At 70.9% G+C, this 20,930-nt stretch carries 16 protein-coding genes and 2 pseudogenes; 12 read left to right on the forward strand and 6 right to left on the reverse strand.

The features are described from left to right. Positions 1–14: 14 nt before the first annotated feature. Both IEZ11_RS34530 and IEZ11_RS34535 read left to right on the forward strand, forming a co-directional pair. Complete coding sequence (locus IEZ11_RS34530) at positions 15–908, forward strand: 2-hydroxy-3-oxopropionate reductase (RefSeq protein ID WP_189266912.1); 894 nt, start codon at positions 15–17, stop codon at positions 906–908. A 294-nt stretch (positions 909–1,202) separates the two neighbouring features. Then, positions 1,203–1,445 carry a hypothetical protein gene (locus IEZ11_RS34535; protein ID WP_189266913.1) on the forward strand — a complete coding sequence of 81 codons (243 nt, stop codon included), beginning with the start codon at positions 1,203–1,205 and terminating at the stop codon, positions 1,443–1,445. A gap of 135 nt (positions 1,446–1,580) precedes the next feature. Here IEZ11_RS34535 and gcl read toward each other — a convergent pair whose 3' ends face one another. After that, positions 1,581–3,365 (reverse strand): glyoxylate carboligase, encoded by a 1,785-nt coding sequence (gene gcl / locus IEZ11_RS34540; protein ID WP_189266914.1) that lies wholly within the window; start codon positions 3,363–3,365, stop codon positions 1,581–1,583. A 199-nt stretch (positions 3,366–3,564) separates the two neighbouring features. Between gcl and IEZ11_RS34545 the strand changes: the two genes are divergently transcribed. After that, the gene (locus IEZ11_RS34545; RefSeq protein ID WP_189266915.1) at positions 3,565–4,236 is read left to right on the forward strand and encodes a hypothetical protein; all 672 of its coding nucleotides are present in this window, start codon (positions 3,565–3,567) and stop codon (positions 4,234–4,236) included. A gap of 45 nt (positions 4,237–4,281) precedes the next feature. On the opposite strand, the gene IEZ11_RS34550 is transcribed toward IEZ11_RS34545, so the two are convergent. After that, positions 4,282–5,892: an AMP-binding protein gene (locus tag IEZ11_RS34550; RefSeq protein WP_189266916.1), complete on the reverse strand. Its 1,611-nt coding sequence runs from the start codon at positions 5,890–5,892 to the stop codon at positions 4,282–4,284. After that, positions 5,889–7,571 (reverse strand): AMP-binding protein, encoded by a 1,683-nt coding sequence (locus IEZ11_RS34555; protein WP_189266917.1) that lies wholly within the window; start codon positions 7,569–7,571, stop codon positions 5,889–5,891. The genes IEZ11_RS34550 and IEZ11_RS34555 overlap by 4 nt, the downstream gene beginning before the upstream one ends. A gap of 128 nt (positions 7,572–7,699) precedes the next feature. Here IEZ11_RS34555 and IEZ11_RS34560 point away from each other — a divergent pair, with 128 nt between their 5' ends. From IEZ11_RS34560 to IEZ11_RS34570, 3 genes are all read left to right on the forward strand, one after another. Then, the gene (locus tag IEZ11_RS34560) at positions 7,700–8,533 is read left to right on the forward strand and encodes a helix-turn-helix transcriptional regulator (protein WP_189266918.1); all 834 of its coding nucleotides are present in this window, start codon (positions 7,700–7,702) and stop codon (positions 8,531–8,533) included. A 143-nt stretch (positions 8,534–8,676) separates the two neighbouring features. Then, on the forward strand, positions 8,677–11,478 hold the full coding sequence (locus tag IEZ11_RS34565; RefSeq protein ID WP_189266919.1) for a helix-turn-helix transcriptional regulator: 2,802 nt from the start codon (positions 8,677–8,679) through the stop codon (positions 11,476–11,478). A gap of 204 nt (positions 11,479–11,682) precedes the next feature. Continuing rightward, positions 11,683–12,474 carry a S1 family peptidase gene (locus IEZ11_RS34570; protein WP_189266920.1) on the forward strand — a complete coding sequence of 264 codons (792 nt, stop codon included), beginning with the start codon at positions 11,683–11,685 and terminating at the stop codon, positions 12,472–12,474. A 233-nt stretch (positions 12,475–12,707) separates the two neighbouring features. Here IEZ11_RS34570 and IEZ11_RS34575 read toward each other — a convergent pair whose 3' ends face one another. Then, positions 12,708–13,895 carry a winged helix DNA-binding domain-containing protein gene (locus tag IEZ11_RS34575; protein WP_189266921.1) on the reverse strand — a complete coding sequence of 396 codons (1,188 nt, stop codon included), beginning with the start codon at positions 13,893–13,895 and terminating at the stop codon, positions 12,708–12,710. Between the two features lie 200 nt (positions 13,896–14,095). Between IEZ11_RS34575 and IEZ11_RS34580 the strand changes: the two genes are divergently transcribed. Next, entirely contained in the window at positions 14,096–15,280 is a 1,185-nt protein-coding gene (locus IEZ11_RS34580) for a magnesium and cobalt transport protein CorA (RefSeq protein WP_189266922.1), read from the forward strand. Positions 15,281–15,382: 102 nt separating this feature from the next. Beyond that, a complete protein-coding gene (locus IEZ11_RS34585) occupies positions 15,383–15,718 on the forward strand; it encodes a hypothetical protein (RefSeq protein ID WP_189266923.1) in 336 nt (111 codons plus the stop codon). 30 nt (positions 15,719–15,748) lie between these two features. Here IEZ11_RS34585 and IEZ11_RS34590 read toward each other — a convergent pair. After that, positions 15,749–15,991, reverse strand: a pseudogene (locus tag IEZ11_RS34590) (transposase); the annotation flags it as partial. Between the two features lie 732 nt (positions 15,992–16,723). On the opposite strand from IEZ11_RS34590, the gene IEZ11_RS34595 reads away from it, so the two are divergent. The 4 genes and pseudogenes from IEZ11_RS34595 to IEZ11_RS34610 form a co-directional block, all read left to right on the forward strand. Next, positions 16,724–17,275 carry an HdeD family acid-resistance protein gene (locus IEZ11_RS34595; protein ID WP_189266924.1) on the forward strand — a complete coding sequence of 184 codons (552 nt, stop codon included), beginning with the start codon at positions 16,724–16,726 and terminating at the stop codon, positions 17,273–17,275. Positions 17,276–17,918: 643 nt separating this feature from the next. Next, positions 17,919–19,073, forward strand: a complete 1,155-nt coding sequence (locus IEZ11_RS34600; protein ID WP_268239943.1) for an AI-2E family transporter — start codon at positions 17,919–17,921, stop codon at positions 19,071–19,073. A 56-nt stretch (positions 19,074–19,129) separates the two neighbouring features. Beyond that, positions 19,130–19,342, forward strand: coding sequence for a hypothetical protein (locus tag IEZ11_RS34605; protein WP_373295013.1), 213 nt, complete (start codon positions 19,130–19,132; stop codon positions 19,340–19,342). A 115-nt stretch (positions 19,343–19,457) separates the two neighbouring features. Beyond that, positions 19,458–19,658, forward strand: a pseudogene (locus tag IEZ11_RS34610) (ISL3 family transposase); the annotation flags it as partial. Between the two features lie 240 nt (positions 19,659–19,898). Here the strand turns inward: IEZ11_RS34610 and IEZ11_RS34615 are convergent. Then, a complete protein-coding gene (locus IEZ11_RS34615; RefSeq protein ID WP_189266926.1) occupies positions 19,899–20,825 on the reverse strand; it encodes a helix-turn-helix domain-containing protein in 927 nt (308 codons plus the stop codon). Between the last annotated feature and the right edge of the window lie 105 nt (positions 20,826–20,930).

A 20,930-nucleotide genomic window follows, 5' to 3' on the forward strand; every position in this document is an offset into this window, starting at 1 on the left:
GAGAGGCACCCCCTATGAGCAACGCCCTCCCCAAGATCGCCTGGATAGGCCTCGGCATCATGGGCTCCCCCATGTCCGAGAACCTGATCAAGGCGGGTTACGACGTCACCGGCTTCACCCTGGAGCAGGAGAAGCTCGACCGCCTGACCTCCGCCGGCGGCAGCGCGGCCGACTCGATCGCCGAGGCCGTGCGGGACGCCGACGTGATCGTCACGATGGTGCCCGCGTCACCGCAGGTGGAGGCCATCGCCTACGGCCCGGACGGCATCCTGGAGAACGCCCGGTCCGGCGCGCTCCTCATCGACATGTCGTCCATCACCCCGCAGACCTCGGTCGACCTGGCGAGGGCGGCCGCCGAGAAGGGCATCCGCGTCCTGGACGCGCCGGTGTCCGGCGGTGAGGCCGGGGCCGTCGAGGCCGTGCTGTCCATCATGGTCGGCGGCGGGCAGGTCGACTTCGACGCCGCGAGGCCGCTCTTCGAGGCGCTGGGCAGGACCGTCGTGCTGTGCGGGCCGCACGGCTGCGGACAGACCGTGAAGGCCGCCAACCAGCTGATCGTCGCCGTGAACATCCAGGCCTGTGCCGAGGCCGTGGTCTTCCTGGAGAAGTCCGGCGTGGACCTGGCGGCGGCCCTCGACGTCCTCAACGGCGGTCTGGCCGGCTCGACCGTGCTGACGCGCAAGAAGGACAACTTCCTTCGACGCGACTTCAGGCCGGGCTTCCGGATCGACCTGCACCACAAGGACATGGGCATCGTGACGGACGCGGCCCGCGACGTCGGCGCCGCCCTGCCGGTCGGAGCCGTGGTGGCGCAGCTGGTCGCCTCCCTGCGCGCGCAGGGCGACGGCGGACTGGACCACTCGGCGCTGCTGCGCACGGTAGAGCGCCTGTCCGGCGCCCAGGTCTGAGCCGGCCCCGAGACTTCCGGGCGGCGCCGGTGCCGACACCTGTCCTGTCGCGCCCAGGCACCGGCACCGCCCGGAACCCACTTCGGAGAACCGGCTCCCCGGACGGACCGCGGCGGCGTGCGAGCCAGTGCGGTGGTGAAGGAACCGAGCGCTCTTCCCGACCAGAGGGAAGTCCGCCCCCGGCTCCGTCGCACCCGCCGCGGTCCCAGCCCCCTCCCCGAGCGCCGGATGCGGGACCGCCCGCATCCGGCGCCTCGGCGTGCGTTCCGGCCCCCGCCGCAGGAGCCTTGAGGCATGACAGCACATCCACCGACGAAGTTTCCGCACATCGTCGTGCACGCGCCGGCTCTGGACGGCTCCCGTCGGGTGACCGAGGGCGACGTGACCCTGGGGATCGCCTCCCACCTCGACGACGTGGTCGAGATCCTGCGGATGGCCGACCTGGACCGGATCGAGGTCGAGGAGAGCGACCTCATCGAGTGGCAGGGCGGCGGCCCGGACGACTGGCCGGGCCTGTCCGAGCACCCCGAAAGCTGACGCACCGGTACGAACGGGCCGGCCGATCCTCAGATAAAGCTCTGAATTGTGTTCAGCATGCTTCAACCGCCCCAGTCCTGGGGCATATTCAGGTCATACGGTGCCCGCCGGCACGGGGGCGGCGGGCACCGGAACTCAGACCTTCAGTGTCCTGATCGACGTCGGGGCGTGTGCCGGCTCGGTCGCGATCTCCTCGAACTCGACGACGTTCGAGATGTCGTTGGTGGTCGACATGGAGATGTTCGTGACCCTCTCCAGGATCACCTCGACGACCACCGGCACCCGGTGCTCGGCGGCCAGCTTCCCGGCCGACTCGAAGGCCGCGCCCAGTTCCGCCGGGTCCGTCACCCGGATCGCCCTGCACCCCAGGCCCTCGGCGACCTTGACGTGGTCGACGCCGTAGACGCCCAGCTCGGGCGAGTTGATGTTCTCGAACTCCAGCTTGACCTGGAAGTCGATGTCGAACGCCCGCTGCGCCTGGCGGATCAGGCCGAGGTAGGCGTTGTTGACCAGGACATGGACGTACGGGATCTTGTGCTGCGCGCCGACCGCCAGCTCCTCCAGCATGAACTGGAAGTCGTAGTCGCCGGAGAGGGCGACCACGGACGCCTCCGGGTCGGCCCTGGCGACGCCCAGCGCGGCCGGGATCGTCCAGCCAAGGGGACCGGCCTGGCCGCAGTTGATCCAGTGCCGGGGCCCGAAGACGTGCAGCAGTTGGGCGCCGGCGATCTGCGAGAGGCCGATCGTGGAGACGTACCGGGTCTCCGGGCCGAAGGCCTTGTTCATCTCCTCGTAGACACGCTGCGGCTTGATGGGGATGTCGTCGAAGTGGGTACGGCGCTGGAGCGTCGCCCTCCTCTCCTGCGCGGCGGCGGCCCAGGCGGAGCGGTCGGGCAGCCCGCCGGTCGCCTTCAGCTCCACCGCCACCTCGACGAGCAGCTCCAGGGCCGCCCTGGCGTCGGAGGCGATGCCGTAGTCCGGGGCGAAGATCCGGCCGATCTGGGTGGGCTCGATGTCGACGTGGACGAACGTCCGGCCCGCCGTGTAGACGTCCAGCCTGCCGGTGTGGCGGTTGGCCCAGCGGTTGCCGATGCCGAGCACGAAGTCGGACTCCAGGAAGGTCGCGTTGCCGTAGCGGTGCGAGGTCTGCAGGCCCACCATGCCGGCGTTCAGCTCGTGGTCGTCGGGGAGCACGCCCCAGCCCATCAGGGTCGGCACGACCGGGATGCCCGTCAGCTCGGCGAACTCGACGAGGAGTTCGGCGGCATCCGCGTTGACGACCCCGCCGCCGGCCACGATCAGCGGGCGCTCGGACGCGTTCAGCATCCGGATCGCCTTCTCGATCTGGGCGCGGGTGGCGGCCGGCCTGTAGACCGGGAGCGGTGCGTACGTCTCCGGGTCGAACTCGATCTCGGTGAGCTGCACGTCGATCGGCAGGTCGATCAGGACCGGGCCGGGGCGGCCGGAGCGCATCAGGTGGAAGGCCTGCTGGAAGACGCCCGGGACCTGGGCCGCCTCCAGCACGGTGACCGCCATCTTCGTCACCGGGGCGGCGATCGAGGCGATGTCGACGGCCTGGAAGTCCTCCTTGTGGAGCACCGCGGTCGGCGCCTGGCCGGTGACGCAGAGGATCGGAACGGAGTCGCCGGTGGCCGAGTACAGCCCGGTGATCATGTCGGTGCCGGCCGGACCCGAAGTGCCCACACAGAGGCCGATGTTGCCGGGGCGGGCACGGGTGTACCCCTCGGCCATGTGCGCGGCGCCCTCGACATGGCGGGCGAGGGTGTGCCGGATGCCGCCGGAGGCCTTGAGCGCCGCGTAGAAGGGATTGATCGCCGCGCCGGGCACCCCGAACGCATCGGTGACGCCCTCCCGCCTGAGGATCTCAACTGCCGCGCGGGCAGCGGTCATACGAGCCATCGAGAACTCCTGCTTTCGACTGTCGGATGCCTGCTCCCGGCGCGCCCCGCGGTGAGCATAATTCCGCATTACGGAAAATAAATTCTACGATCTGAAATCAATGTAGGTGTGGTGACGAACGTCGTCAAGGGACGGACAACCGGGCCCGGACGGGAGCACCATGGGACGGCTGAACCGACGCGATGCCTGAGGTGGGGCCATGTCCGAGAGCGTGCCGATGCGCTGTCCGGCCTGTCGGCGCGAGCACGTCTACACCGCGCCGTCGTACCCCTGCGCCTGCGGCGCGCCGGTCACCCCGGACCTCGACGGCACCGCCGAGCCGACGCCGGTGGCCCACCGCGCCTGGGACGCGGACTGGGTGACGGTGAGCTGCGGGTCCTGCGGACGGCAAGACCAGTGGCCGCAGCCGGAGCTGGGCTGTGCGTGCGGGGCGGTGCTGCGGATCGCGGTGGCCGGCGGCGGGTCCGCGCCCCCGCCGGGCCCCGAGCCCCGAGGCGCCTTCCATCCCGTGACGATCCGCACCGCCCGTGACGCGGTCACCGCGGCCGCGCTGTACCTGCGCTGGCTCGGCTACCGGGACATCCGCCGCGCCGACCAGCGGCCGCCGTCCGGCATCGGGCTGGCCGCCCGGGGGCTGGTGGCCCAGGTGGACCCGACCGTGCAGCAGGCCTCGCGGCGGGACGTGGAGTGCCTGTGGCTGACGGCGATGACGGAGGACTCGGGGTGCGTGTACTTCTCCCTCGCGGGATACGCCGAGGAGGCCCGGGAGCGGGCCGACGCGCTGGGGGTGCCGTTGTTCGTGCTGGACTTCACGGGGACGCCGCAGCCGGTTAACAGGAGCGCCGATGAACTGCGTGGCTCGGGTGGGTGATTCGGCTGGGGCCGGTGGGGGCTGGTCGCGCAGTTCCCCGCGCCCCTATGGGGCGCTGCTGTAGGTCTCCCTCAGTTCGATCTTGCGGACCTTTCCCGAGACCGTCATCGGGAAGTCGGTCAGGATCTGGAGCCGGCTCGGCACCTTGTAGTGGGCCAGGCGGCCCTCGCAGAAGGCGCGGAGTTCCTCCAGGGTCGGCGGGTCGGCCGGGTCGGCCGGGATGACGCAGGCCAGGACCTCCTCGCCGTAGCGCTCGTGCGGCACGCCGACCACCTGGACGTCCCGGATCCCGGGGTGGGCGTAGAGGAACTCCTCGATCTCGCGCGGGTAGACGTTCTCGCCGCCCCGGATGATCATGTCCTTGATGCGTCCGACGATCTCGACGTACCCGTCGTCCCGCATCATCGCCAGGTCACCGGTGTGCATCCAGCGCCCGGCGTCGACGGCCTCCGCCGTCTTCTCCGGCTCGTTCCAGTAGCCGAGCATCACGCTGTAGCCCCGGGTGCACAACTCACCCGACGTGCCCCGGGGCTGGGTGACACCCGTGGCCGGGTCGACGACCTTGACCTCCAGGTGCGGCAGCACCCGGCCGACGGTGCCGGTGCGGTGTTCCAGGTCGTCCTCGATCCGGGTCTGCAGCGAGACCGGGGACGTCTCCGTCATGCCGTAGCAGATGGAGACCTCCGCCATGTGCATCTCGGCGACCACCCGTTTCATCACCTCGACCGGGCAGGGCGAGCCCGCCATGATGCCGGTGCGCAGGGACGACAGGTCGTAGGTCGCGAAGCCGGGGAGGTTCAGCTCCGCGATGAACATGGTCGGGACGCCGTACAGCGAGGTGCAGCGCTCCTGCTGGACCGCCTCCAGGGTGGCCTGCGGCTCGAAGGACGGGGCCGGGATCACCATGCAGGCGCCGTGCGAGGTGGCGGCCAGGTTCCCCATCACCATGCCGAAGCAGTGGTAGAAGGGGACCGGGATGCAGATCCGGTCCTGCTCGGTGTAGGCGACCGACTCCCCCACGAAGTAACCGTTGTTGAGGATGTTGTGGTGGGAGAGCGTGGCCCCCTTCGGGAAGCCGGTGGTGCCCGAGGTGTACTGGATGTTGATGGGGTCGTCGCAGGACAACTCGGCCGTACGGGCCGCCAGTTCGGTGGCCCTGTCGGCGGTGCCGCGCGCGGTCAGGGCGTCCCAGCTCGGGTCCCCGATGTACACGGTCTCCCGCAACTGCGGGCACCTGCCCCGCACTTCCTCCACCATCGCCCGGTAGTCGCTGCTCTTGTGCCGGAGCGAGGCGAACAGCAGGGAGATCCCGGCCTGGTTGAGGACGTACTCGACCTCGTGGGTGCGGTAGGCCGGGTTGATGTTGACCATGATCGCGCCGATCCGGGCGGTGGCGTACTGCACCAGTACCCACTCGGCGCAGTTGACCGCCCAGATGCCCACCCGGTCACCCTTGGCGACCCCGGTCGCCAGCAGCGCGTACGCCAACCGGTCGACGTCGGCGGCGAATCGGGCGTACGTCCAGCGCCTGCCGGTCGGCAGGTCCACCAGCGCCTCGCGGTCCGGCCAGGCCGCCACCGTCCGGTCCAGGTTCGCACCGATGGTGTCGCCGAGCAGCGTGGTGCCGCTCGTGCCGTGCGTGTACGACGAACTCACCGGAAGTCCTCCTCGCGGTACTCGTCGGCCGAGCCGGCGGCCGTGGCCTCGCGCAGCTCGATCCGCCGGATCTTGCCGGAGACGGTCTTGGGCAGCGGCGCGAACTCCAGCCTGCGGATGCGCTTGTACGGCGCGAGGATCTGCCGGGAGTGCTCGAAGAGGACCTTCGCCGTGTCCGGGCCCGGCTCCCAGCCCGCCGCCAGCACGATGTACGCCTTGGGCACGGCGAGGCGCAGCTCGTCCGGCGCCGGGACGACGGCCGCCTCGGCCACCGCCTCGTGCTCCAGGAGCGCGCTCTCCAGCTCGAACGGGCTGATCTTGTAGTCCGACGCCTTGAACACGTCGTCCGCACGGCCGACGTAGGTGATGTAGCCGTCCTCGTCGCGGGAGCCGATGTCCCCGGTGCGGTAGTAACCGCCGGCCATCGCCTCCGCCGTCCGGTCCGCGTCCCCGTGGTATCCCGTCATCAGGCCCACCGGCAGCGCCGACAGATCGAGCGCGATCTCGCCCTCCGGCGCACCCGACGCGCCCGACACCGGATCGAGGAGCTCCACCTTGTACCCCGGGCTGGGGCGGCCCATCGAGCCCGTCTTCAGCGGCTGGCCCGGACTGTTGGAGACCTGCACGGCCGTCTCCGTCTGCCCGAACCCGTCCCGGATGGTGACGTGCCAGGCCCGCCGTACCTGCTCGATCACCTCGGGGTTGAGCGGTTCGCCGGCCGCCACCACCTCGCGGGGCGGCGTCCGCAGCTGGCTCAGATCGGCCTGGATCAGCATCCGCCACACCGTCGGCGGAGCGCAGAAGGACGTCACCCCGTGCCGGTCCATCTCGGCCATCAGCCGGCCCGCGTCGAAGCGCGCGTAGTTGTGGATGAAGACCGTCGCCTCGGCGTTCCACGGGGCGAAGAGGTTCGACCAGGCGTGCTTCGCCCAGCCCGGCGAGGAGATGTTCAGGTGCACGTCGCCGGGCTTGAGGCCGATCCAGTACATGGTGGCCAGGTGCCCGATCGGGTACGAGGTGTGGGTGTGCTCGACCAGCTTGGGGCGGGCGGTGGTGCCCGAGGTGAAGTACAGCATCAGCGGGTCGTCGGCGAGGGTGGGCCCGTCGGGCACGAAGCCGGCCGACGCGGTGTACGCGTCCTCGTACGGCTCCCAGGCGCCCGCCTGCGCCGGCGGCGGCCCGCCCACCGCGATCCGGGTGTACGTCCCCGGCACCTCGGCGAACTTGACCGCGTCCTCGGCGCGCACGAGGACGTGCTTCACCCGGCCCCGCTCGACGCGGTCGCGCAGGTCGGCCGGGCCGAGCAGCGGGGTGGCCGGGATGACCACGGCCCGCAGCTTCATCGCGGCCAGCGCGGTCTCCCACAGCTCGGCCTGGTTGCCGAGCATGACCAGGATGCGGTCCTCCGGCTCGACGCCTCGCGCGCGCAGGTGGTTCGCGACCCGGTCGGAGCGCTCGGACAGCTCGGCGAAGGACAGCTTCGTCTCACCGCCGTCCTCCTCGACGATGTGCAGGGCGGTGCGGTCGTTGCCCTCGGCGATGACGTCGAACCAGTCCAGCGCCCAGTTGAAGTGGTCCGGGCGCGGCCAGGCGAAGCCCTCGTAGGCGGTGGCGTAGTCCGTACGGTGTTCCAGCAGGAAGTCCCGTGCCCCGCGGAAGTCCTCCGTCGCACTCGTCATACGCGTCTCCTTCAGTACCGGACCATTGCCGGACGGCTCTCTGGCATCGTGTAATCCGTGATGCAGGTCTCACTACCCCCGAACGGGGGTGTGGACAGCACAAGGCCGGGGTCGAAGGGGCAGGACAGGTGGCAGCAGAGGTCGCGGGGGCGGTGGAGATTCGCGGTGCGCTGGCCAGACTCCGGCGTGCCACCGGGCTGCCGATCGCCTTCGGCGGGCTGGTCGAGGCGGGCCGGCCACGGGTCCGGATCAGCGAGCTGACCGGCACCAACACGGCGGCGCTGCGCTCGCTCGCGGTCACCTCCGGGAACGGCCTGGGCGGCAGGGCGGTCGCCCTGGCCCGCCCCTGCGCGGTCGTCGACTACTCGGTCTCGCGGCAGATCAGCCACGAGTACGACATCCCGGTGGCGGCCGAGGGCATCCGCTCGGTACTCGCGGTGCCGGTGGTGGTACGGCGCCGGGTGCGGGGCGTGCTGTACGGCGCGCTGCGCACCGCCCAGCCGCTGGGCGACCGCACGCTGGGCGCGGCGGTGGCGGCGGCCCGGGACGTGGAGCAGGCGCTGATCGTGCAGGACGAGGCCAGGGGGCTGCTGGCGGCGGCGCGGCCGGAACCGGCCGTCGTACCGGACGCGGGGGCCGCCTGGGAGCAGGTGCGGGAGGCGCACGCGGCGCTGCGGGCCCTGGCGCCGCGGATCGCCGACCCGCAGCTGCGCGCCGAACTGCTCACCGCCTGCGGCCTGTTGACCGCGCCGGCGCCGGAGGCCGAAGCGGTGCTGGCGCCCAGGGAACTGGATGTGCTGACGTGGGTGGCGGCCGGGGCGACCAACGCGGCCGTGGCCGAACGGCTGGGGCTGCGGCCCGAGACCGTCAAGGGCTATCTGCGTTCGGCGATGCGGAAGCTGGGCGCGCACACCCGGGGGGAGGCGGTGTCGGCGGCTCGTCGGACGGGGTTGTTGCCATAGCGGAGGGGACCCATTCCATTCATGCGGACGCGCAGTGAATTGCCATCTGCCAAGCCCCTGTTATTTCCCTCACCACGTCGTTCGGCCGGATTTCAGGGTTCATTGCCTAGAATTTGGCCCGGACACGCCACACGAGGGGAGCGGTGACCGTGCGACGGGACTTCCAGGAGCCTGCCCGATGCCGCCCCGACCTGGTCATCGGCCGGGCGGAGCTGGTCGCGGCCGCCCGGGAGCAGCTCGCCGCGGGCGGCAGCGTCCTCCTGCACGGGCCCGCCGGAATAGGAAAATCGACCGTCCTGCGGGCGCTGGACGCGGAATACGCCGGTACCGCCCGCACCGTGTTGCGCTGCTCGGCGACCGAGTCCGAATCCCATCTGCCCTTCCTCGCCCTCGCCGACCTCTTCGGTCTGGTCCTCGACGACGTCGCCGGCCACCTGCCGGCCGCCCAGCGCACCGCGCTGGAGTCGGCGCTCACCGGCCGCGGCGAGTCCACCCTCCAGCGCGACGGCCTCGCCCTGCGCCTGGCGGTGCTGTCCGCGCTGCGCGCACTGGCCGCCGAGGGGCCCGTACTGATCGTCGCCGACGACCTCCAGTGGCTGGATCCGGCCAGCGCCGAACTCCTCGGCTTCGCCGCCCGCCGGCTCGGCGGCACCCCCGTCCAGCTGCTGTGCGCGGTCCGCACCGAGGGCCAGGAGTACGACCGCCACCTACGCGCGTCGCCCCCGGACACCGTCGCCGTCCGGCTCGGCCCGCTCACCCGCAGACAGGTCTCCGAACTCCTCGACCACCGCGGCCACGCCGGGCTGACCCGTTCCACGGTCCGCGAGATCCACCGCACCAGCGGCGGAAACCCGCTGTTCGCCCTGGAACTCGGCCGCGCCCTCGCCGAGAACCCGACCCCGCCCCGCCCCGGCGAGCCGCTGCCGGTGCCGACCTCGCTGCGCGCCCTGGTGCTCAGCCGCCTCGACATGCTCTCCGTCGAGGCCCGCCGCACCCTGCTGGTGGCCAGCGCCGGCGCCCGCCCCACCCAGGCCCTGCTGCACGCGGCCGGCCGGGAGAACGCCGAGGCCGAGTGCGCCCAGGCGGCCGAGCTCGGGCTGCTGGCGACCGAGCCGGAGGAGCCCGCCGTACGCTTCGCGCACCCGCTCATCTCCGCCGCGCTGTACGCGGAGGCGCCCGCGCAGGAGCGCCGGGCCGCGCACGCGGCGCTGTCCACGGCCGCCTCCGACCCGATCGAGCGGGCCCGGCACCTGGCCCTGGCCACCACCGGCACCGACCCGGAGGTCGCCGACCGGCTCGCCGAGGCCGCGACCGAGGCCCGGGACCGGGGCGCGCCCTCGGTGGCAGCGCAGATCGGCCTGCTGGCCGCCCGGCACACCCCCGCCGACCACACGCCCACCCCGGACGAGCGCCGGCTCCAGGCGGCCGAGGACGCGACCGGCGCGGGCGAGATCGACCTCGCCCAGGACATCGCCCGCGAGGTGCTCACCCACGCCACCCGCCCGGCGGACCGGGTACGGGCCTGGATCCTGGTGATCGACTCCGCGGGCCACACCATGACCGAGGTCGACGCGGCCTTCCCGCACGCTCTCGCCGACGCCGGCGACGACCCGCGGCTGCTCGGCAAGGTCCACTACCAGCTGGCCTGGCGGGCCCTGATCGTGGGCGGCGACTTCACCGAGGCCCGGCAGGCGGCGGCGCACTCCGCCGACCTCGCGGCCGAGGGCGGCGACCGGCGCACCGAACTCCTCGCGCTCTCCCTTCAGGCCCAGGTGGAGACCCTGATGGGCCATCCGGCGGCGCCCGCCACCATCAAGCGCGCCCTGAAGGAGCCCCAGGACCCGAACGTGGCCTGCCACCACAACGGGGCGGGCAGCGCCCGGTTCCGCTGGCTGGTGATGGGCGACCAGCTGGCCGAGGCCCGGAACACCGTCACCGCGCTGCTGCGCGAGGTGCGCCGGCGCGGGCAGGTGGAGAGCGAGGTGCACTTCCTGCGCGGGCTCGCCGAGACCGAGCTGCGCTCCGGGCACTGCGGCCGCGCCCTGGACCTGGCCCGGGAGGGGCTGCGGCTGGCCCACGACTCCGGGATCGGCGAGACCGCCTCCGCGATGCTCACCTCGCTGGCCGAGGCGTCCGGCGGGGACGTGGACCGGGGCCTGGCGCTGGCCCGGGAGGCGGTGGAACACGCCGAGCAGGACGGCGACACCATGTACCTGTCCAGAGCCCTGGGCGCGCTCGGATACGCCCAGTTGGTGGCGGGCGATCCGGCGGGCACGGTCCGCTCGCTGCGCCGGGTGCGGGAGCTGGAGCAGAGCCTCGGCATCACCGACCCAGCCCGCGGCCGCTGGCAGGGAGACCTCGCCGAAGCACTCGTCCGGGTGGGTGAACCCGCGGAGGCGCAGGACGTCATCGACGTCACCCGGGAGCATGCGCTCAGACTCGGCCGGGAGAGTGTGCTCGCCGCCCTGGACCGGGCCGAGGCGCTGGTCCGGGCGGCGCACGGGGAACACGACGCGGCCGTCGCCCTGCTGACCGCGGCTCAGGACGGGTTCGCCAAACTGGGCTACGGCCTGGAGGAGGCACGGGCCGCGTTCGCGCTGGCCGCGCTGCGCGAGAGGCGCTCCCCCGCGGCGTTCGACGAGGCCACCCGGCTGTTCCGGCGGTGCCGGGCGCTACCGTGGCTGCGGCAGGTGGACGACGCCGTCTCGGTACCGGAGCCGCCCGTGGAGACACCGGCCGAACCGGCCGTCCTGGACGGGCTGGCCGCGATGGAGCGTCAGGTCGCCGCGCTGGTCATGGAGGGCGCCACCAACCGGGAGATAGCCGCCCGGCTGTTCATCAGCGTCAAGACGGTGGAGGCCACGCTCACCCGGGTCTACCGCAAGCTGGGCATCCGATCGCGCGTGGACATAGTCCGTTTGGCCGCAGGGCGACGCGCGAAGTGAGAGCGCTCCCGGTTAACTGAGGCGGACCGAGGGTTTTCCCTCCCCCATCCCCCTAGGGGGTTCCCTCATTGGGAGGGTGGGGTTCCGGGTCCTAGCTTATGGATGTGCCGCTCGCCCGGGCATACGGGGGTCGGTCCCGCGACCCCCGTGCTGCACCCCCCACACCCGCGCGACCCCCACCGGCAACCCCCACTGAGGAGACTCATGTTCGGGCACCACCGCGCAAGAAAGACCGCCGCAGTCCTGGTGGCCACCGCCGCCGCCGCGGCGACCGCGCTGATCGCGTCCCCCACCGCGTCAGCCGCCCCCCAGCCGATCGTCGGCGGAACGACCACCACGACGACGGCGTACCCGTTCATGATGCAGATCACGGACGCGTCCGGCAGCCAGTTCTGCGGCGGCACCCTGGTGTCGGCCACCAAGGTGGTGACCGCCGCGCACTGTATGGAGGGCGAGTCCACCAGCAGCGTCCGCGTGGTCGGCGGCCGGACGAACCTGAACGGCACCAACGGCACGGTGAGCCGGGTCAGCAAGATCTGGATCAACCCGGACTACACGGACGCCACCAACGGCGACGACGTGTCCGTCCTGACGCTCTCGACGGCGATGTCGTACACCCCGGCGTCGTACGTGACGTCCTCCCAGACGAGCGTGTACGCGGCCGGCACCACGGCCCGCATCCTCGGCTGGGGCACCACCTCGGAGAACGGCAGCTCCTCCAACCAGCTGCGGACCGCGACCGTCCCGATCGTGTCCGACTCCAGCTGCAAGAGCTCCTACGGTTCGGACTTCGTCCAGACCGACATGGTTTGCGCCGGATACACGTCCGGTGGCACAGACACCTGCCAGGGCGACAGCGGCGGTCCCCTGCTCATCGGGGGCGTCCTGGCAGGGATCACTTCCTGGGGAGAGGGGTGCGCGGAGGCCGGTTACCCGGGTGTCTACACCCGGCTGACCACCTTCTCGGACCTGGTGACCACACAGGTCAACTCGTAACCAGAAGACCTCCCGGGGATCCCTCGGGTGAGTGACCGGGGGGCGTTGCGGGCTACCACGAGCAGCCCGCAGCGCCCCCTATCCACGTGTCCCGGCCCGACTGCTCGCCGGCGGTGAGTGCACCCGCCGCGTCCCGGCTGTCGGCCGGGACCTCGTGTGTCCGGCCGCCCGCACGATCCCGCCCGCGCTCCGGAGCACGGGGCGACCGCGGCCGGGAAGCGGATCCCGTCCGCTCATCGGCCGGCCCGGGGTACGACGGTCCCGAACCGGATGTCGTGGTGCGCACCGGGGTGCAGGGTGGCCAGCATCCGAGCGCCCTCCGCCAGGATCGCGTCCCGCTCCGCCGCCCGGTTCCGCCGCCCTCGCCCCTCCCCCGGCCCGAAGGTCTCGATGACCAGGGCGTCCTCCGTCAGCTTCCACACGCCGGCCAGGAAGCCGTCGACGAGCAGGGTGCGGAAGGCCTGGTTGCCCTGCCAGGCGCGGCCGTGCAACTCGGGCGGGACGACACGGGTGCGGTCGGCGTGGGAGAGGAGAAGGTTGTCGAACTCGGGGAGGAAGCGGGGCGGGGCCGGGGTCCCGGGGTCGGGACGGGGCGCGTCGGGAAGGTCGAAGAGCTCGACGCCGGTCTCGTCCCGGAAGGTGAGGAGGCGGGGCCGCAGCCGTTCGAAGGCCGCACGGAGCCGGGTCAGTCCGGCCCAGGCCTGCATGTCCCTGACGGAGGCCGGGCCGAAGGCGGCGAGGTACCGCAGGACCGTGGCGTCGACGGCCTCGGTGGCGTCGGGGGCGTCGGGGGCCTCGGGGGCCTCGGGGGCCGCGGGACCGGGTGTCGGCTCGCCGGACCGGCCCAGCCAGTGCTCGGCGGTGGTGAGGGCGACCTGCCCGGACCGCCCCCACAGTCCGCGCGGGGTGACCTGGACGAGGGGCAGGGTGCAGCGGGCGGCGACGGCGAGGGACTGCGGGTCGGCGTCGGGCCACTCGGCGCGCAGCGCCTCGCGCAGCCCGGCCATGGTGCGCGGCTCGGCCTCGACCAGGTCCCGGGCGAGCGCGGCGAGCCGGTCCAGGTCGACCCCGGCCAGGCCCTTGCGGAAGGCCGTCAGCTCCCGGGTCCGGGCGGGCTGGACGAGCGGGCGCAGGGTCAGCGCGTCGGCGGCGGTGTGGGTGTGGATGGTCGACCGCAGGGTGACGATCCGTACCACCTCCCGGTCGGCCATGAGCGCGGAGAGCGACTCCGGGGCGAAGCCGTCGAGGCGGGCGGCGAGGGCGTAGTACGGCGGCCTGACGTTCTGCGCCTGGAGGCCGACGAGGTGGGCCACGGCCTCCTTCGCCGGGCGGGACGAGCGGCGGAGCAGGAGCTGACGGTCGAGGGTGGCGCGGTTGAGGGCACGGGCGCCGAGTACCGGGCCGGGCGGCTGCTTCGTCATACCGGGCACGCTAACGCCGAATGCGGACAGATCCTGTCCGCATCTCTCACCGAATCCCGTCCCGGATTCCCGCCGCCGGGCCCGTATGCCCCGTATATCCTGCTCCGAGACTCATCGATCACGCGCGATCGCCTGGACCACGCGGATCACACGGATCTCCCCGTTCACGCCGATGCAGGCTCCACCGAGAGGCGGCCGCGATGTCCGAGCGACGCCCCAGCCCGGCCTCGAAGAACTCCGGCAACGGCAGGAACGGCCGGGGCGCCAGAAGGTCCGTCTGGCGCCGGGCCCTGCCGTCGGAGCACGACGAGACGGCCGGGCCGCCCGCGCCCGGGTCCGCGTCGGCCGCGGAGCCGGCCGAGCCGCCGAGCATCGTGGAGGCGGCGCTGTACAGCGACGGAGTGCGGGTGTCGACACCGTCGACCCTCGCGGAGACGTACCGCGAGCTGCGCGACACGCCCTCGGGCATGGCGTGGATCGGCCTGGCCCGTCCGACCTCGGACGAACTCCTCTCCCTGGCCTCCGAGTTCGACCTGCATCCGCTCGCGGTCGAGGACGCGATGGAGGCACACCAGCGTCCGAAGCTGGAACGGTACGGCGACACGCTCTTCGTGGTCCTGCGGGCCGCCCGTTACCTGGACGCGCCGGAGGAGGTCGACTTCGCCGAGCTGCACGTGTTCGTCGGCCCCGACTTCGTGATCACGGTCCGGCACGGCGCGGCCCCGGACCTCTCGGCGGTCCGCCGCCGCATGGAGGACTCCCCCGACCTTCTCAAGCTCGGCCCGGAGGCGGTCCTCTACGCGATACTCGACGCAGTGGTCGACGGCTACGCCCCGGTCGTCGAGGGCGTCCAGAACGACATCGACGAGATCGAGACGGAGGTCTTCCGCGGCGACCCGTCGGTGTCCCGCCGTATCTACGAACTCTCCCGCGAGATGGTCGAGTTCCAGCGCGCGACCCGCCCGCTCGTCGGCATGCTGCACGGCCTGATGGCGGGCTTCACCAAGTACGAGACCGACGAGGAGCTCCAGCGCTACCTCCGCGACGTAGCCGACCACGTCACCCACATCAGCGAACGCGTGGACGGCTTCCGCCAGGCCCTCACGGAGATCCTCACGGTCAACGCGACCCTGGTCACCCAGCAACAGAACGCGGAAATGCGGGCATTGGCAGAGGCGGGCTTCGAACAGAACGAGGAGATCAAGAAGATCTCGTCTTGGGCGGCGATTCTGTTCGCTCCTACACTCGTCGGCACTATCTACGGCATGAACTTCAGAGAGATGCCCGAGCTGCACTGGGGGTTCGGATACCCCTTCGCGATCGGCTTGATGGGGGTTGTGTGCGCCAGTCTGTACGTGATTTTCAAGCGACGGGACTGGCTCTAGTCCCTCGCGCTACGCTCAGGTCCCCGTTCAAGGCTCTGGCCGCAGTTCCGTGAACGGACATATGGCAGGGAGCGAACGTGCCGTATGTGGCACTCTGGCCGGATGGCGGAGAGCGACCGGGAACGCGCGGTAGAGGGCTGGATCTGGAACGATAGCGTCCAGCCCTTCTTGGCTCTCCTGGCGCGTTACGCCGGCTATGGCTTCGATGGCACCGACTGGCAGGCGGTCGAACTCGGCCTTGAGGCCACCGATGATGAGCACCCGGATCGTTGGTACAGCTATCCACTCATCGGATCGGACCATCACCTTGAAGTTCACCTTGCCAAGGCCGTGGGCGGTGATGAGGTTTCTGTCCGCGTGGCGGGAACTTCCAACCCTGAACTGCTGCTGAGGGCGGACACCCTGATAGCGGCCTTTGCCACCAGGCTCGGCGCATGAGGCGAGCGTGAGTCGCAGCCCTCGTTGCTGGGTGAGAATCCGGGTCCGGAGGAGGGCGAACGAGGCTCGGCCGTACATGGCTCGCTTGAGCGTTTTCACCCGGTTCACATGCCCTTCGACGACCCCGGAGCTCCAGGGCAGAGTCAGCCCGGCGGTCACAGCGTCGAGATCCTGGCGGAGGAAGCCCGCGAAGCCCTTCATCGGCTTCGGCGCGTCCTGCTCGGCCTGCCGGATCCACTCCGGCAACAGGTGCCCGCGCCGGTGACGGACCAGGTCGGCGAACGCCCGAGCGAGATCACAGGCCCCGGGCGATGTCCGGGCAGGCGAGCCGGACCAAGGAGTCGCTCATCCTGACTTTCGGTGAGCGCGCCGCCGACGCGCCCCACCAACGAGGCGGGCAGCAGGTTCAGACCGACGCCCGCACCGAGCGTGAGGAGTGCACCGCCGGACACGAACAGAGCAGCGTGACGACCCCATCGGTGTCCTGGCGATCAAGACGCTGATCAGCCACTCGTCGTAGCCGGTCGGCCCGCGCTTGCGCTGCCGAGTGGCAACCAGGCTCCGGTCCGGCCGGCCCGAGACCGACACAACCGCCGCCATGACCAGCGGTGCGAGGAAAAGCACGCGGGACCGAGCCACGCTCGCGCCCGCAGGACCTGGTGGCCGACGATCCGTCCGACGTTCAGCGGAGCGGTGCCGAACAGTGCGGTGCGCTCATCCAGCCCGGACACCACCTCCTGAGCAGCAAGCAGTCATCCGCCTCCCCCTCAGAGCCCGCGAGAACGGCTTCCTCGACCCTTTCGCGCGGTGCTCCGGCCGGCACCCGCCACGGGATCTGCTCCGGCACCGTGATCGGCGTCCGGTGCGGGTCAGGCCTGGAGACGGGTTTCCTCCGGATGCTCGCCTGCCAGCGCGATTGACCGCGCCGTCTCCTTGTGCCTGGGCACAAGGAGCCGGACATTTTTCGGGAGACCGCCCAGCGGCAGTGCCAGTAGGTTCCGCAGCGTGAACAAGAGCCCCGTCGCCCGCTTGGGCGGTTCCTGGATATGGCATCTGCTGTACGGCCTGATCTCGATCGTCACCGGCGCCGTCGCGGTGGCCTGGCCCGGCCCCACGCTGATCGTGCTCGCGGTGGTCTTCGGCGTCCAGCTGGTCACCACCGGTGTGTTCCGCCTGGTGGGATCGGCCAGCGTGCAGGACACGGGCATCGCGCGCACCCTGACAGCGGTTCTGGGCGTGGTCAGCCTGCTGCTCGGCCTGTACGCGATCCGGCACGTCCTGATCACTGTGCTCGCACTGGGTCTGCTGCTCGGCATCTACTGGATGGTGGACGGGTTCACCGCTGTCTTCGCGGCCCTCGACCATTCCGGCCTGCCCGGTCGGGGGTGGAGCATCTTCATCGGCCTGCTCAACGTCATGGCCGGCCTGACATTGCTGAGCTGGCCGGGGTTGTCGTTGCTGACACTGTCGCTGCTGGCCGGGCTCTGGTTGATCATGCTCGGTGCCATGCAACTCGGCCTGGCACACCGGATCCGGGTCAGCACACGGTTTGCCTGAGCTCTGTCCGTAGACACAGACCGCAGCCCGCCGGCTACAAGAGTGATGACCAATACCCGCTCAGCGACCACGGTTCGGTGGACGTGTGGCTCAACACCTGTTCAGCGAAGTCGACTCCGCTCGGCCAAGTCGCGTCAGGTCGGTGGCGACTTGGCCGACTTCGACGCAGACGGCTCGGTCGAGGCATTGCTCAACACCAGAACGCCGTGGTGGTCGGTCAGCCCGAGATCACCGATGGGTTCGGGGGCACAGACCATGGCGGCCCCATCACGTGGTGGTCGATGGCCGCGAACAGCGTCTCAGCTTGACGTTCAGCGTCGCACGTCACTCGACCTGCTGAGATCGCCGGTTTCTCGTAGCACGTGCTGCGGCCGTCCTCCGGGCATCGAGATGCCGATGACGGAGCGCGCAGGAACGGCCGCCGAGGATGAGTTTCCGCACTGATAGCGCAAAGAGCGCGACAACGTCATGTTCGTCGAGTTCTTCGACCGAGACTACGGCGCCGGACTCGGCGCCGGCCGCCCGACCGGGCGTACCGGCATCGTCGTGAGGAACGAGTCCGCTCCCGGGCACGAACCAGCAAGGTGCTCGATACCGCGCCGTTCGGGCCGTGGGGTTTCGACGTGGGCTGAGAGGGGTTCACATGCAGACAGACGGCCGACGAATATCCGAGGCACCGGCCGGCGGCGATCAGAACGGTCAAAGGGCCGGCCGGGCGCCGGTGTCACGGCTGACCGTGTTCGGCTGGGCCGTCGCAGCGGCAGGGGGCGTCGCGGCGGTTGCCGTGGCCGCCATGACGCTGTACAGCGTGCGTTCGGTACTGATCCAGGCAGTCATCGGGCTGTTCCTCGCCGTCAGCCTGGATCCGCCGGTACGTTGGATGGTCGGGCGCGGAGCCCGACGCGGGCACGCGGTCGCCATCATCTTCCTCACGGCGCTCGTCCTGACCGCTCTGCTCCTGTGGGCGTTTCTCCCCCCGCTGCTGAGCCAGGGCAAGGGCCTCACCTCCGACTTCCCCGGCTACCTGGCGCATCTGCGCAGGAAGTCGCCGGCCCTCACCCGGCTGGACGACCGCTTCCACCTGCTGGAGCACATCACGGCATGGGCCAGGACGATGCTCGATCGAGCCGGACACAACGCCTGGACGTATGGGCAGCAGGCGATGGGCGCCATCTCCTCGGCCCTGCTCGTGGGCGTACTGACCATCTATTTCATGCTCGACCTGCCCCGGATACGGAAGGGGCTGGTCGCCGCCTTCCCGCAACGGCACCGCCGCAAGGCCGACGACGCCGTTGCCGTCGTCGCCGACAAGGTCGGCTCATACATGATCGGAAATTTCGCCATCTCGGCGATCGCCGGAATCGCCACGTTCATCGCCCTGACTGCCCTACAAGTGCCGTTCGCGGTTCCGCTGGCGGTCTTCGTCGCGCTGACCGACCTGCTCCCGATGATCGGGGCGACACTTGGCGCCGTGGGCTGCATCGTCGCCGCCCTTGCCACCACCGACCTGTGGCCGAACACCATCGTCGTCGCACTGTTCTTCGTCGTCTACCAGCAACTGGAGAACTACCTCATCTCACCGAGGGTGTTGCGCAACGCGGTCCAGATGTCGGCCCTCGCCGTGCTGCTCGCGGCGCTCATCGGCGGCACGCTACTCGGACTCATCGGCGCACTGATGGCGATCCCGATCGCCGCTGCCGTCAAGGCCATCACCGTCCCGGCGCTGCGAACCCGTCGGCAGGACAGCCTCACCACGACACACGAAACCCCCGGCCCGGGTCAGGGTGTGTCAATTTGACGACCCTGTCTCGCCTTCGGTGGTACGGAGCGTCGCGATGGGTCGTTGACGCTCGCGTGAAGGACGTCAACGAGCCCGTGCAGACGGTCATTTCGGGCCTGTCCCCGCTGGTCGTCGAGGATGTGGTCGACGAAGGTGAGCGGATCGTCGTGCGGGCACGGTCTCCGCTGGACACCGCGGTCTGCCCGGTGTGCGGGGCCTCGTCGGAAAGCGTGCACGGCTGTCACTGGCGAAGCGTCGCGGACGTACCGATGCACGACGGGCGGTGATCCGTTGCCTGGCCCGCCGCCGAGCCGACGTGCTCTTCGCGATGCTCCGCGACGGGGCACCTTCTGCCAACCGCCAACCCCGATTGCCCCTTGGCCGAAGTCATAGGTACACCCCCAAGTCCGAGCAGCCGACCTGCCCCATCTGCATGCCTTCACCCGGGGCCTGGACCGGGACATCGACGCCGTGATCGCCGGACTCACGCTTCCGTACAGCAACGGCCCCACCGACGGCGTCAGCACCAGGGCCAAACGGATCGCACGCCAGATGCACGGACGAGCAGGCTTCACCCTGCTCCGGCACCGCGTCCTCCTCGGACAACAGCACGCTCCGTCACCATCGAAAGCGAGACAGGGCCGTTGGATTCGCACTCCCGCGGTCGGCCAGGAGCGGGTGTACTCGAAACCGGGTGTGTGACCGGATTTTGTGCTGCTCAGGCTTGGCGTGGGGATGGGCAGGGCGGGGTCCGGTGCAGCCCCGGATGCGGCACGCTGGAGATGTACGACGGCACCGTGTGCTCGTTCGGGACCACCGTTGCCTCCGGCACACCGGCCTCGGTCATCGCTCCTTCCTGCGGTACTGGCCCGGTGTCATCCCGGTATGGACGCGGAACCGTCGGGTGAAGTGGCTCTGGTCGCTGTAGCCGACGGCGGCCGCGACCTCGGCCAGTGGCAGCTCGGTGGAACGAAGCAGGCGGGCGGCGTGGTCGATGCGGACGCGTTCGACGTATCGGACCGGCGTCTGGCCGGTCGCGTCGCGGAACGCGCGGGCGAAGTGGTGCCGGCTCAGGCCGGCGACGATGGCCAGGTCGTCCAGTGACAGGGCCGCTGCCGGGTTCTCGCGTATGTACTCGAGCGCGCGGTGGACACCGCGCGGGCTCAGACCGGGCCCGGAGGTACGCGGCTCGTCGAGACCTGTGTAGCCGCGCAGCAGGTGCGCCGCCATCGCTGTCGCCAGGGATTCCACCATCAGCCGCTGTGCCGGGTGGTCGGGGGTGCGCAGTTCGGCAACCGCCAGTTCCCCGAGACCGGCGAGCACCGGGTCCGCGGCGCGCATCACGTTCGTGATGGTCACCCGTCCCGGCCGGGTCCGGTACACCTCGGCGGCCGCCGTGTCGATCAGTGAAGGAGGCAGGGCGAAGCGCACATGGGAGGGAAGCAGGCCGTCCCACGATGTCACCTCGCCCCGGGGGACGACGATCGAGTCTCCCGGTATGGAGGGCCCTTCGGTCGCTTCTCCGCAGCGGTGCTGTCGCACGTGCGGGGAGAGCTCCCGGGAAGTGGTGACGACGATGTGATCCCGTGGCATGGTCGTCACATCGTCGGCCGCGAAGGAGCCGAACTGGTCCACCTCGAACTCCCCGGCCCACAGCCATCGTGACGACGTGGCCAGCAGGGGTGCGCACGCCAGTGGCCTTCGACCGGTTGTCTCATGGTCGGACTGCTCGTCCTTCTCGAACTCGCGCACCACATGCTCTCTGTCCACGCGCGTTGCCCGGCTGTCCGGCTTCGTCGAGAAATAGTAAGCCGTTGCTGCCGGGCACCGTCCGGCGGACAACCCCGCGGGTGGTGCCGGCGCCCGGAACGTTGC

Origin of the sequence: Streptomyces fuscichromogenes, assembly GCF_014645815.1 — a bacterium.
In the GTDB taxonomy this organism is placed as follows: domain Bacteria; phylum Actinomycetota; class Actinomycetes; order Streptomycetales; family Streptomycetaceae; genus Streptomyces; species Streptomyces fuscichromogenes.